Consider the following 12,685-nt stretch of genomic DNA (forward strand, 5'->3'; position numbering starts at 1 on the left):
ACGCGATCATGAAAGGCCGTCTGGTCGGCGTCGGCACCGGCCCCGGAGATCCGGAGCTTCTGACACTGAAGGCGGCGCGCGCGTTGGCAGAGGCGGACGTCGTCGCCTATTTCGCCAAGCGCGGCAACAACAGCAATGCGCGTGCCATCGTCGAGGCGCGCTTCCGGCCGGACATGATCGAGCTGCCGCTGCTCTATCCGGTGACGACGGAGATCGATAAGGATCACGACGACTACCGCGCGCAGATCGCCGATTTCTACGAGCAATCGGCCGAACAGGTGGCCGAGCATCTCGGCGCCGGCAGGATCGTGGCGGTGCTGTCGGAGGGCGATCCGCTCTTCTACGGCTCCTACATGCATCTGCATGTGCGGCTGGCGCACCGCTTCCCGACCGAGGTCATCCCCGGCGTCACCGCCATGTCCGGCTGCTGGTCCGCCACCGGCTTGCCGATCGTCCAGGGCGACGACGTGCTGAGTGTGCTGCCCGGCACGATGAGCGAGTTCGAGCTGACCCGCCGCCTCGCCGACACAGATGCCGCCGTCATCATGAAGGTCGGCCGCAACCTGCCAAAAATCCGCCGCGCGCTGGAAGCGACCGGCAAGCTGGCGAAGGCCGTCTATGTCGAGCGCGGCACCATGCCGGGCAGCGTCTCGATGCGGCTTGCCGAAAAGCCGGACGACAAGGCGCCCTATTTCGCCATCGTGCTGGTTGCCGGCTGGTCTGCCCGCCCGGGGGCCGCCGGAGCAAAATCATGAGCGGCCGTCTTACCGTCATCGGTCTCGGGCCCGGCAATGCCGACCAGGTCACGCCGCAGGCTGCCAATGCCGTGGCCGAGGCTTCCTTCTTCTATGGCTACAAGCCCTATCTCGACCGGCTGGAACTGCGGCCGGACCAGACCCGCATCGCCTCCGACAACCGCGAGGAACTCGCCCGCTCCAACGAAGCGCTGGCCAAGGCCGCAGGAGGCCACAATGTCGCCGTCGTTTCCGGCGGCGATCCCGGCGTCTTCGCCATGGCCGCTGCCGTCTGCGAGGCGATCGAAGCCGGCCCTGAAGAATGGCGTGCCATCGACATCTCGGTTGTCCCGGGCGTGACTGCGATGCTGGCCGTAGCCGCCCGCATCGGCGCACCGCTCGGCCATGATTTCTGCGCCATCTCGCTCTCCGACAATTTGAAGCCGTGGGAGCTGATCGAATTGCGCCTGCTGGCAGCGGCCGGCGCCGGCTTCGTCGTCGCGCTCTACAATCCCATCAGCAAGGCTCGCCCCTGGCAGCTTGGCCGCGCCTTCGAATGCCTGAAGGCGATCCTGCCCGGCACCACGCCGGTGATCTTCGGCCGGGCTGCCGGCCGGCCCGACGAGCGTATCGAAGTGTCTCTGCTGGCGGATGCCGATGCGGCAAAAGCCGACATGGCGACCTGCATCATCATCGGCTCGCCGGAAACCCGCATCATCAAGCGCGGCGAAAAACCAGCGCTGGTCTACACGCCGCGTTCTGCAACGGGGTCGAAATGATGATCGATCTTTGCCGCCAGCGCATCGACGGTCTCAGTCGAAGGAACGTCCGGCAAACGCGGTCGGCGGATCATGATCACTTCGATACCAAGCGCCCGCGCAGCAGCGATCTTGCCATAGGTCGCCTCGCCGCCGCTGTTCTTCGAAACGACGGCATCGATACCGTATTTTTCGAGCAACGCCCTTTCGTCCGCTTCCGGAAACGGTCCGCGCGCCAGCAAGTAGAGCGCATCGGGCACGCCAAGCTCCGGCTCGATCGGGTCGACGCTGCGGATCAGGTAGCGGTGCTGCGGAGCGGCCTCGAACGCGCCGGCCTCCTGCCGGCCGATCGCCAGGAAGACGCGACGCGGCGCCGTGCCGAGCGCACGTGCCGCCTCGGTGACGCTGTCGACCAGCGTCCAGCGATCACCGGCCACGGGCTCCCATCCAGGACGCCGCAGCGCCAGGACCGGCACGCCAGCCTGCGCAGCCGCTTCCGCGGCGTTGGCCGAGATACGCGCGGCGTATGGATGCGTGGCGTCGATCAGCAGATCGACGTGTTCTTCCCCAAGATAGGCAGCCAGCCCATCTGCGCCGCCAAAGCCGCCGGCACGCACCGGCACGCCTTGCGCGACCGGGCTTTCAGTGCGGCCGGCCAGCGACAGCGTGACCGAAAAATCGTCGCGACGGGCGAGCTTCCCGGCCAATTGCCGGGCTTCCGTCGTTCCGCCGAGGATCAGAATACGGTGGGTCATCATGCCTGCTAAGGGTCCGCGCGCCGCCAAGCCAGCCTCAAAATGGCTCACCATCGTCGGCATCGGCGAGGACGGTGTAGCGGGTCTCGGCGACGAGGCCAAGCAGCGGATTGCCGAGGCCGAGATCGTCTTCGGCGGCAAGCGGCATCTCAGCCTTGTCGCGTCGCTGGCCAAGGGCGAAGCGCGCCCGTGGCCGACGCCCTTCGATGCCGAAATGCGCGACGTGCTGGCGATCGCGGGCAAAAAGGTCTGCGTGCTGGCGTCCGGCGACCCGTTTTTCCATGGTGTCGGCGCCACGCTGGCCCGCAAGGTCAAGCCGGAGCAAATGCTCGTCCTGCCGGCGCCCTCGTCTCTGTCGCTGGCCGCGTCCCGTCTCGGCTGGGCATTGCAGGACGTGGAGACAATCTCGCTGCACGGCCATTCGATCGACCTGATCCGGCCTCTGCTCCATTCCGGCGCGCGTATCCTGGCGCTCACCTCCGACGCCGACGCGCCGGCGGCCATCGCCGCACTGCTCGACGAGCTCGGTTTCGGCCCTTCGCGACTGACGGTCCTCGAAGCACTCGGTGGGCAGGATGAGGCACGCCGCACCGCTCGCGCCGAAGCCTTCGATCTCGAAAACGTCAATCCGCTCAACGTGCTGGCGATTGAAATTGAATCAACACCGGATGCCCGCGTCCTGCCTCTGACCGTCGGCCTTGCCGATCATCTGTTCGAGCATGACGGCCAGATCACCAAGCGCGAGATCCGCGCTATCACGCTGTCGGCACTGGCGCCGCGGCGCGGCGAATTGCTCTGGGATATCGGCGCCGGCTCGGGCTCGATCGGTATTGAATGGATGCTGGCGCATTCCTCGCTGCGCGCCATCGCCATCGAGGCTAACGCAGAACGCGCCGCCCGCATCGCCCGCAACGCCGCGCATTGCGGCGTGCCCGGCCTCGTCGTGATCGAGGGCGCCGCGCCTAAGGCGCTGGCAAAATTGGAGACGCCCGATGCCATCTTCATCGGCGGCGGCGGCAGCGATGCCGGCGTGCTGGAGAAGGCAATCAAGGCGCTCCGTCCCGGCGGCCGGCTCGTCGCCAATGCGGTGACGCTGGAGATGGAGGCGCTGCTGCTCGACCAGCACAACAGACGCGGCGGCGACCTGACCCGCATCGCCCTGTCGCGCGCGGCGCCTGTCGGCTCGATGCAGGCGTGGCGACCGGCCATGCCGGTCACGCAGTGGAGCTGGGTCAAGCCATGATGGTCGCAGGTATCGGCAGCCGCAAAGGTGTGACGGCGGGCGACGTTCGCGCCGCGATCGAGACCGCGCTTGAGGCGCATGGGCTTACGATGACGGCGCTTTCTGCATTGGCGACGGGTGAAATCAAGCGCGATGAGCCGGCGATCTTCCTTGCCGCCCGAGACCTCGACCTCCCCGTGCTCGTCATCTCCGACGCCGCACTGCAATCCGTCTCGTCCGGCACAGTCAGTCGCTCCGACGCGTCGCAGGCCGAGGCCGGCACGCCTTCGGTTTCGGAAGCCTCGGCCCTGGCCGCGGCCGGAAAAGGTGCGAAACTGTTTGGACCGCGCATCGTGCTCGGTCCGGTCACCTGCGCCATCGCCATCAGCGGAGATGCGCCATGACCATCCATTTCATCGGCGCCGGTCCAGGTGCGGCCGATCTCATCACTCTGCGCGGCGCCCGGCTGCTGGCCAGTTGCCCGGTCTGCCTCTATGCCGGCTCGATCGTGGCTCCGGAGCTGCTCGAGCATTGCGCGCCAGGCACCAAATTGATCGACACTGCGCCGATGTCGCTTGACGAGATCGAGGCCGAATATGTCGCCGCGCACAAGGCCGGCCAGGACGTCTCGCGCCTGCATTCCGGCGATCTTTCGGTGTGGAGCGCGGTGGCCGAACAGATCAGGCGCCTGGAAAAGCACGGCATCCCCTACACATTGACCCCAGGCGTCCCCTCCTTCGCGGCGGCGGCGGCCGCGCTTCGCCGCGAGCTCACCATTCCCGAACTCGCGCAAAGCCTGGTGCTGACCCGCGTCTCCGGCCGCGCCTCGAAAATGCCGCCGGGCGAGACGCTGGCCGGCTTCGGCCGCACCGGCGCCACGCTTGCCATTCATCTCGCCATCCACGCCATCGACCGCATCGTCGCGGATCTGACGCCGCTTTACGGCGCCGAGTGTCCGGTCGCGGTCGTCTTCCGCGCCTCCTGGCCGGACGAGCGCATCCTGACCGGCACGCTGGGCACCATCGAAGCGCAATTGGCGGAAAACCCGATGGAACGCACGGCGATCATCTTCGTCGGCAGCGCTCTCGCCGCGCAGGATTTCGGCGAAAGCTCATTGTACGACGCCCATTACCAGCGGCGTTTTCGTGGACGGGACGGATTGTGAACGGCAGCGCCAATACGAACGGACGGGCAAATGTGGAGCAGGCGCTGGCGCGGCTGAACTTCAAGCTGCGCGAGCTTGAGCCAGGCCATGTCTGGCTGGCAGGCGCCGGCCCCGGCGACCCCGGCTGCCTGACGCTGGAGGTGCTGGCGGCACTTGGGCAATGCGATGCGCTGGTCTATGACGCGCTGGTCTCGCCCGACGTCGTGGCGGTCGCTCAAGGCGCCGAGCTCTTCTACGCCGGAAAACGCGGCGGCCAGCCCTCGATGAAGCAGGACGACATCAACGCGCTTCTCGTGCGGCTGGCGCGCGAAGGCCGCCGAGTCGTGCGCCTGAAGGGCGGCGACCCCTATATTTTCGGCCGCGGCGGCGAAGAAGCTCTGGCGCTCGCCGGCGAAGAAATTCCGTTCCGGGTGCTCTCCGGCCTCACCTCCGGCCTCAGCGCGCTGGCTGCCACCGGCATTCCCGCCACCATGCGCGGCATCAACAAGGCCGTGATCCTCGCCACCGGCCACGCCGCCGGCACCGATGACGATGTCGACTGGACCGCGATCGCCCGCACCGGACAGCCGGTCGTCGTCTATATGGGCATGGCCAATTTGCCGGTGATCGCGGCAAAGCTGCTCGAGGGCGGCCTCGCGCCATCGACCCCGGCCGCCGTGATCGTGGCGGCAACCACGCCGCAGGAGCGCATCGTGGTCGCCACGCTCGCCAACATCGCTGACGAGGCCGCGGCCGCCGGGCTCGCTTCGCCGGCGCTGATCGTTGTCGGCGGCATCGTCGCCATGCGCGCGGCACTGACGGGCGGCGCATGACGGCGCGCGCAATCATCATCGGCGCGCCGCGCTCCGGCTCGGGCAAGACCAGCGTCACCATCGGCCTGTTGCGTGCGCTTGCGCGGCGCGGGCTGAAAGTGCGCGGCGCGAAGTCCGGACCGGACTATATCGACCCGGGCTTCCACGCCGCCGCGACCGGCCTGTCAGGCGTCAACCTCGACAGCTGGGCGATGTCGCCTTCTCTGCTCAATGCGCTAGCGGCCGAAGCCGCGGACGACGCCGAATACATTATCCTTGAAAGCGCGATGGGCCTGTTCGACGGCATCCCCGCGCCGCAAGGCCGCACCGGCTCGGCTGCCGATCTCGCCCGCCTCTACGGCCTGCCTGTACTTCTGGTGCTCGACGTTTCCGGGCAGTCGACCACGGCGGCGGCAGTGGCCAAGGGGTTTGCCACCTACGATCCGGACGTGCGCATGGCCGGTGTCATTCTCAACCGGCTCGGCAGCGAACGCCATCGCCGCCTGTCCGGCGACGCCATCGAGGCGATCGGCCTGCCCGTGGTCGGCGCCATCCTGCGCGATCCGACGCTCAACCTGCCGGAGCGGCATCTCGGCCTCGTCCAGGCCGGCGAATACGAGAACCTGATGGCGCATCTCGACCGGCTGGCCGACATGGTCGAGAAGTCGCTCGACATCGACGCCATCCTGGCGCTGGCCACCCCGCTGGAACCGGCGACCGGCGATTTTGGCGATGCCTTGCGGCCGCCCGGGCAGCGCATCGCGCTCGCCGAGGACGCCGCCTTCACCTTCCTCTATCCGCATGTCGCCTCGCATTGGCGCAAGGCAGGCGCCGAGATCGTGCCTTTCTCGCCGCTTGCCGACGAGGCGCCCTCGCCCGACTGCGATGTCTGCTGGCTGCCCGGCGGCTATCCCGAGCTGCATGCCGGCAAGCTCGCAGCCGCGACCAACTTCCAGGCAGGAATGGCGCGCTTTGCGGCGGCAAAGCCGGTTCACGGCGAGTGCGGCGGCTTCATGGTGCTGGGCGAAGTGCTGGAAGACGCGGAGGGCGAGAGCCACAAGATGCTTGGCCTGCTTGGCCATTCGACCAGCTTCGCCAAACGCAAGATGAATCTCGGCTATCGCGAGGCGCGGCTGCGCGCCGCCTGTCCGTTGGGACCGGAGGGCACGCTGATCCGCGGTCACGAATTCCACTACGCGCAGATGACGGGCACCGGCAATGACGAGCCCTTGGCCGATCTCGCCGACGGCCAGGGCAATCCGCTCGGCGCCTCCGGCTACCGGCGCGGCCATATCAGCGGCACCTTCTTCCATGCCATTGCGAGGGGCGCATGAGCGGCCCTTCCGCGCCCCGGCAAGTGCTTGACGATATCGGCCTCAGCCTCGTCTTCTTCACCAGATTGAGATTGCCCTCAAGCGATTTCGGCGGCCGCAGCCTCGCGGATGCGATCTGGGCGGCGCCCTTCGCCGGTCTCGCGGTGGCGATCATCGGCGCGCTCGTCTACGCCATCGCCTACAGTTTGGGTCTTGCCAGCGGCCCGGCTGCGGCGCTCACCCTCGCCGCGACGATGCTCGTCACCGGCTGCCTGCACGAGGACGGGCTTTCCGATATCGCCGACGGCTTTTGGGGCGGCAGGACGCGCGACAGGAAACTGGAGATCATGCGCGACAGCCGCATCGGCGCCTATGGCGCGGCCGCGCTTGGGCTGTCACTGCTCATCCGCTGGAGCGCTCTTTCCGCACTCGCCGGTCCAGGCCACGTATTCCTGGCGCTGCTTGCCGCGCATGCCGGCTCGCGCGGCCTGTTCGGCGCCTTTATGCATCTTCTGCCGCCGGCCCGCAGCGACGGCCTGTCGGCGGGCGCCGGCACCGTCACCGCCGAAACCGCAGTCATCGGCGCCGCGCTCGGCGCCGTGGCGCTGCTGGCGCTCGGCCTTGGCGGCACGATCGCGGCGCTGATCCTGCTCGGCCTGGTCTTCATGGCGTTCCGCGCTCTTTGCCTCAGCCAGATCGGCGGGCAGACCGGCGACACGATCGGCGCGCTGCAGCAGCTCGGCGAGATCGCCGTGCTGCTCGTCGCTTCCATCTGCCTTTCCTGATTCACTTTCGGAGACCTTGCCCCCATGAGCTTCAAATCCCTCGAAGACCTTCGCGCCGCCTGCCTCGACCTCCCGTCCGGCAGCGATGCGGCCGCCAGCGCCGTCGCGAGGCGCCAGGACACGCTGACCAAACCGCAGGGCAGTCTCGGACGGCTGGAAACGATCGCCGCCTGGCTCGGCCGCTGGCAGGCCCTCGACATGCCGAAGCTCGACCATGTGAAGGTCGTCGTCTTCGCCGGCAATCACGGCGTCACCGCGCAGGGCGTGTCGGCCTATCCTTCGGAAGTCACGGTACAGATGGTGGCGAACTTCGCCGGCGGCGGCGCGGCCATCAACCAGCTTGCCCGCATTGCCGGCGCCAAGCTCGACGTCATCCCGCTCGATCTCGACCATCCGACCGGCGATTTCACGCAAATGCCGGCGATGGACGAAAAGGCGTTCCTCGCCGCCGTCTCGGCCGGCTACGACACGGTAACCAAGGATCTCGACCTCGTCTGCTTCGGCGAGATGGGCATCGGCAACACCACGCCGGCGGCGGCGATCTCGACGGCGCTTTTCGGCGGCGGCGCGGAAAAATGGACCGGCCGCGGCACCGGCGTCGACGATGCCGGGCTGCTGCGCAAGGTCGTGGCCATCGAGGCCGGCCTCAAGCGCCATGCCGATGCGCTCTCCGACCCGCTGAAGATCGCTGCCGCCCTTGGCGGGCGCGAGCTGGCTGCAATCCTCGGCGCCACACTCGCCGCACGCAAGAACAACGTGCCGGTGCTGCTTGACGGCTTCGTCTGCACCGCAGCCGCAGCACCTCTGGCGAGGCTGCATCCGACCGGGCTGGCCCACACCATCGCCGCCCATGTCTCGGCCGAAGCCGGCCACCGCCGCCTGCTCGAGGCGCTCGGCCTGCCGCCGCTGCTCGATCTCGGCATGCGGCTCGGCGAAGGCTCCGGCGCCTGCCTTGCCGTCAACATCGTGCGTTCGGCACTGGAATGCCACGCGAAGATGGCGAGCTTTGCCGAAGCCGGGGTTTCTGAAAAGTGAAGGTTCCCTAACTATCTAGCTCATCTGCGAGCTTGCGAGCGCCACGACTAGTCATTTCGAACTCGGCTCCTGTAGGGCCGATTTTGGCTTTGGTTGATGCCCGAAGAAGAGAGCTAAGCGTTTCTGATCCGTGACTATCAGGCGACCTGTCTCCTTCGCCAAACAGATTTCTCGAAACACCCGCAACCAATATGTCCGGAATAGTCGATCCATCGTGTTTGGCTTCCATTATCGTTTCAACGGCCCAACTAGCTCGGTTGAGGTCGATAGAATATCGTTCAAGGTCGCGATGAGCGCGTAGTCGATCATGATAGATGTTCTTGAGCCAGGCAATCGCATAGACAAGGAACGCAACCGCACCAATCCCCGTAACTGCAGCTCTTGCGAGAACGACCCACGCCTGGTTGGATTGAACGCGCGCAATAGCGAGTTTGTCGTCCGGCGACTCCATTTTCGAAGCAGCGCTTTGAACTGCGGTTTGCAAGATCTGAGAAAATTCCTGCAGTGAGTACATTGATGTGATCGCAAGAAACGTCGCTCCAATCAGCGTGAGTATGAGAACGCTCCATCCAATTAATGAGGTTCGCGTTGGAACCATCGAACTCATGAGACGAGTCGCTATCCCACTCGTTATCTGCTCTCTCAGTTGGCGCCTTGCATGAATGTGATCTCTGTCATCTAGCTCTTTGGCTCGAGTCTGTAGTTGCTCCTCTCGTTGCGTCAACGATTTACGCGCGTCGTCTAGCGACTGTTCTGCCAGGGTTTTCCGCTTTTCGAAGTCTGCTTCAAGAACCGTCATGCGTTGAGCGACTTCCTTTTCAAGGCGAATTCGCTCTGAAACAACCTGCTCCCCAACGGCGATAACGGATTCCTGCATTCTCTCGATCATCCGCTGATGTGAGGAGAGAAGCTCTTTATAGGTATCTGGATCCGAATATATTTGGGCGGAAGCTTCAACAGAACTCAGGAATAGCGTACTAGTAAGATTATTTACCTTCGACAAAGTATCTTCGTCAATTGGATTGCCGACGGGCGGATGGTCACTTTGTGCATTGTGAGTTCTGATTCGGTCAAAAATGAAATTTTGAGAATCACCATCTCGCGAAACTGAAACGGTGAATCTATTACGCGACACAGAAATATTTTGTATTGTATAGGCGCTTGAACTCGCATACGGTTCAAATTCTGTGTTATCGCCTCCCAAATCTATCTGCACTCCCTTGGCGGAGCCGAATTGTCGAACAAAAACCACCTCGGCCTCCAAGAGCGCGGCAAGCTGACGAAAGAACGCTATTAGTCCATGATCTTTTACCCTCGGTACTTGTAAATAGTGCTCTACAGCCATCGTTCTCCCCCACTAAGAATCCCAAGGCGTTGAAGGAAGCACACGTAGAGCTTACCCACAAGGAACAACGCTTAATGCAGCTAGAGTCTGTAAATTGCGACTGCTCACCATACGATCGAATTGACCTCGGCGGGTTAAGCAATGATCTGAACGCGGTCTGACCGCAAAGCGGCTCGCGCTTTGGCTAATCTGGAACCGTCTTTCGAAGCAAAGGAAAATGGTGGGTGTGCACAGGATCGAACTGTGGACCCGCTGATTAAGAGTCAGCTGCTCTACCAACTGAGCTACACACCCACACCGCCGGAAAACTCAGCGTCGGCGGCGCATATAGCCGCCGCTTTCGGCTGTGTCTAGGCCCTGCCGGATCATTTCCCGACAAATCGACACGGCATGATCGCGAAAAGTGGATTCCGGTTTTTCGGGAAAAGATCATGCCTGCCAAAAAAGCCCGCAGGTGTCACACGAATAGCTTGCCTTCAGCCACCTTGACCGCGTGGCCGCCAATGCGCGCGGAGGCCAGTTTCCCGCCATCGACATTGAGCTCGAGCCGGATGCGCGACGGCCGGCCCATTTCCAGCCCCTGCTCGATCCAGAGCTGCGAGATGCCGTCGGTCGGGGCGTCGAAATGCATGATGGCGCCAGCAAAGGCGGCTGCGGCGGAACCCGTTGCCGGGTCCTCATAGGAAGGGGTGCCGGGCACGATCATGCGCACATGGAAGGCGCTGTCGTGATGCACCGTCTCGCGACAATAGACATAGGGGCTGGCGAAGGCCCATTCGCTTTTGCGGGGTGCCAATTCCGACCATACCTGGTTGTCGAGCCTGATCTTGGCCGCTTCTTCCAACCCGGCAACCGGAATCGTCACATAAGGCACGCCGGCCGACCAGAAGGCGACGCGGTGATTCTCGAAGCCGATCTCGTGCGGGGCAAGGCCGAGCGCCGCGCCGATCGCTTCCGGGTCAGCTTTGAGCTCCAGCGGTTCAGGCAGTTTCGCCAGGTCGAACTCGGCGAAGGTCGAGCCGTCATGCTTGCTCACCGCGCAACGCACCGGTCCGATATTCTCCTCCAACACGAAGATGCCGGCGGCCTCCCCGGCGAGTTCGGCCAGCGCGATCGCCGAGCCGACCGTCGGATGCCCCGCGAAAGGCATCTCATAGTCGGGCGTGAAGATGCGTATGCGGTTGCGATGCTTCGGATTGTCGGGAGGCAGCACGAACACTGTCTCAGACAGATTGAATTCGCGCGCGACCGCCTGCATGCCGGCAATGTCGAGCCCGTCGCTGTCCAGCACCACCGCGAGCGGATTTCCGGCCAGCCTTTCGGTGGTAAACACATCGTAAAGCAAGTAATTGCGCGCCATGGAGAAAACCTTTCGCCTCGCCCCGAATTTCTGCCTCACTCCCAACATGAGGGAAATTTAATTTGAAATTCGAACCTTAAGGCCTGATTTGTGGACGGATAGGGACATCCATTTTCAGCATAGGGGTCCGGCGTGGACCAGCTTGTCAATCCGCCAAACGCGGAATCCGGTACTTCCATAGAGGCAGCGCTCGGGCTCGACCGCAAGGGAGTAAGCCGCAAGCGTCGCCGCTTCTGGCTCTACGCGCTGCTGGCGATAGCGATCATCGCCGCCGGCATTGCCCTCTATCGATGGTATGCCGCAGCACCTCCCAGGATCGAATACACCACAGTGCCCGCGGCGATCGCCGACCTCACCGTCGCGGTATCGGCCACCGGCACGCTGCAGCCGCTGACCCAGGTCGATATCTCCAGCGAGCTTTCCGGCATCGTCCGCTCGGTCGCGGTCAATGAAAACCAGCAGGTCAAGAAGGGCGACGTGCTGGCGACGCTCGACACCGCCAAGCTCGAAGTCCAGATCGAGCGCGCCACCGCCTCCGCCAGGGCGGCGGAGGCCGCCGTCGAGGACGCCAAGGTTACCTTGCAGGAGAACGAGAACGCGGTTGTGCGCGCAAGCGCGCTGACCAAGCGCGGGATGGCGACGGACCAATCGCTCGAAGCGGCGACTGCGACGCGCGACCGCTCGAAGGCGGCGCTCGACAGCGCCGAAGCCAATCTCGCCATCGCCCGGGCAGATCTCAAGGCACAGCAGACCGATCTCGCCAAGAGCACCATCTATGCGCCGATCGACGGCATCGTGCTGACGCGCTCGGTCGATCCCGGCCAGACGGTCGCGTCCTCGCTGCAGGCGCCGGTGCTCTTCGTCATCGCCGCCGACCTTCGCAACATGGAATTGCAGGCCGCGGTCGACGAGGCCGATATCGGCCAGGTCAAGCCAGGCCAGCATGCCCGATTCACCGTCGACGCGTTCGCGGACCGACCCTTCGACGCCGAGATCCGCGACATCTCCTATGCCTCGGTCACCACCGACGGCGTTGTCACCTACAATGCCCGCCTCGAAGTCGACAATGGCGAGCTTCTCTTGCGGCCCGGTATGACGGCCACGGTCTCGGTTGTGACCCGGCAGGCCAAGGGCGTGCTTACCGTTCCCTCTACCGCCTTCCGCTATCGCCCGATGCAACAGGCGACGCGCGGCTGGAGCCTTAGCGACCTCTTCACCGGCCGCATGGGCCGCCCCAATCGGCAGCGCGAGGCAACGAAGGCGCCGACCGACGGCTCGCGCACGCTCTATGTGCTGGAGAACGGCCGGCCGCGTCCGGTCAACGTCAGGATCGGCTCGACCGACGGCGAGCTGACCGAGATCACCTCCGGCCTCGACGAAGGCGCGCAAGTCATCACCGGCGCGCAGCAGCGGAGCTGACGA

Annotated in this window: 13 protein-coding genes and 1 tRNA gene; 10 read left to right on the forward strand and 4 right to left on the reverse strand. The window is 64.8% G+C overall.

Annotated elements, in window-relative coordinates:
- The first annotated feature begins 8 nt into the window (after positions 1–8).
- On the forward strand, positions 9–755 hold the full coding sequence (locus tag LB529_RS11095; RefSeq protein ID WP_263497213.1) for a precorrin-2 C(20)-methyltransferase: 747 nt from the start codon (positions 9–11) through the stop codon (positions 753–755).
- Entirely contained in the window at positions 752–1,513 is a 762-nt protein-coding gene (locus LB529_RS11100; RefSeq protein WP_224711089.1) for a precorrin-3B C(17)-methyltransferase, read from the forward strand. The genes LB529_RS11095 and LB529_RS11100 overlap by 4 nt, the downstream gene beginning before the upstream one ends.
- Here the strand turns inward: LB529_RS11100 and LB529_RS11105 are convergent.
- On the reverse strand, positions 1,480–2,247 hold the full coding sequence (locus tag LB529_RS11105) for a cobalt-precorrin-6A reductase (protein WP_224711090.1): 768 nt from the start codon (positions 2,245–2,247) through the stop codon (positions 1,480–1,482). The genes LB529_RS11100 and LB529_RS11105 overlap by 34 nt on opposite strands.
- 1 nt (position 2,248) lies before the next feature.
- Between LB529_RS11105 and cbiE the strand changes: the two genes are divergently transcribed.
- Genes cbiE through cobT form a run of 7 tightly spaced genes read left to right on the forward strand, consistent with a single transcriptional unit; the run spans position 2,249 to position 8,558 of the window.
- Positions 2,249–3,490, forward strand: a complete 1,242-nt coding sequence (cbiE, locus tag LB529_RS11110) for a precorrin-6y C5,15-methyltransferase (decarboxylating) subunit CbiE (protein WP_224711091.1) — start codon at positions 2,249–2,251, stop codon at positions 3,488–3,490.
- A complete protein-coding gene (locus LB529_RS11115) occupies positions 3,487–3,873 on the forward strand; it encodes a cobalamin biosynthesis protein (protein ID WP_224516301.1) in 387 nt (128 codons plus the stop codon). Before cbiE ends, LB529_RS11115 begins: the two co-directional genes overlap by 4 nt.
- A complete protein-coding gene (gene cobM, locus LB529_RS11120) occupies positions 3,870–4,634 on the forward strand; it encodes a precorrin-4 C(11)-methyltransferase (RefSeq protein WP_224711092.1) in 765 nt (254 codons plus the stop codon). The genes LB529_RS11115 and cobM overlap by 4 nt, the downstream gene beginning before the upstream one ends.
- Entirely contained in the window at positions 4,631–5,446 is an 816-nt protein-coding gene (cobA, locus tag LB529_RS11125) for a uroporphyrinogen-III C-methyltransferase (RefSeq protein WP_224711093.1), read from the forward strand. The genes cobM and cobA overlap by 4 nt, the downstream gene beginning before the upstream one ends.
- A complete protein-coding gene (locus tag LB529_RS11130) occupies positions 5,443–6,759 on the forward strand; it encodes a cobyrinate a,c-diamide synthase (protein ID WP_224711094.1) in 1,317 nt (438 codons plus the stop codon). The genes cobA and LB529_RS11130 overlap by 4 nt, the downstream gene beginning before the upstream one ends.
- Positions 6,756–7,523 carry an adenosylcobinamide-GDP ribazoletransferase gene (locus LB529_RS11135; RefSeq protein WP_224711095.1) on the forward strand — a complete coding sequence of 256 codons (768 nt, stop codon included), beginning with the start codon at positions 6,756–6,758 and terminating at the stop codon, positions 7,521–7,523. Before LB529_RS11130 ends, LB529_RS11135 begins: the two co-directional genes overlap by 4 nt.
- Before the next feature lie 24 nt (positions 7,524–7,547).
- Entirely contained in the window at positions 7,548–8,558 is a 1,011-nt protein-coding gene (cobT, locus tag LB529_RS11140; protein ID WP_224711096.1) for a nicotinate-nucleotide--dimethylbenzimidazole phosphoribosyltransferase, read from the forward strand.
- Between the two features lie 7 nt (positions 8,559–8,565).
- On the opposite strand, the gene LB529_RS11145 is transcribed toward cobT, so the two are convergent.
- The 3 genes from LB529_RS11145 to LB529_RS11155 form a co-directional block, all read right to left on the reverse strand.
- Positions 8,566–9,903, reverse strand: a complete 1,338-nt coding sequence (locus LB529_RS11145) for a hypothetical protein (RefSeq protein WP_224711097.1) — start codon at positions 9,901–9,903, stop codon at positions 8,566–8,568.
- A gap of 218 nt (positions 9,904–10,121) precedes the next feature.
- Positions 10,122–10,197: transfer RNA gene (locus LB529_RS11150), tRNA-Lys, on the reverse strand.
- Positions 10,198–10,360: 163 nt separating this feature from the next.
- The gene (locus LB529_RS11155; protein ID WP_224711098.1) at positions 10,361–11,263 is read right to left on the reverse strand and encodes a PhzF family phenazine biosynthesis protein; all 903 of its coding nucleotides are present in this window, start codon (positions 11,261–11,263) and stop codon (positions 10,361–10,363) included.
- A 132-nt stretch (positions 11,264–11,395) separates the two neighbouring features.
- Between LB529_RS11155 and LB529_RS11160 the strand changes: the two genes are divergently transcribed.
- Positions 11,396–12,682 carry an efflux RND transporter periplasmic adaptor subunit gene (locus LB529_RS11160; RefSeq protein ID WP_224711099.1) on the forward strand — a complete coding sequence of 429 codons (1,287 nt, stop codon included), beginning with the start codon at positions 11,396–11,398 and terminating at the stop codon, positions 12,680–12,682.
- Positions 12,683–12,685 lie beyond the last annotated feature (3 nt).

Origin of the sequence: Mesorhizobium sp. CA5 (assembly GCF_020165105.1) — a bacterium.
GTDB lineage: Bacteria > Pseudomonadota > Alphaproteobacteria > Rhizobiales > Rhizobiaceae > Mesorhizobium.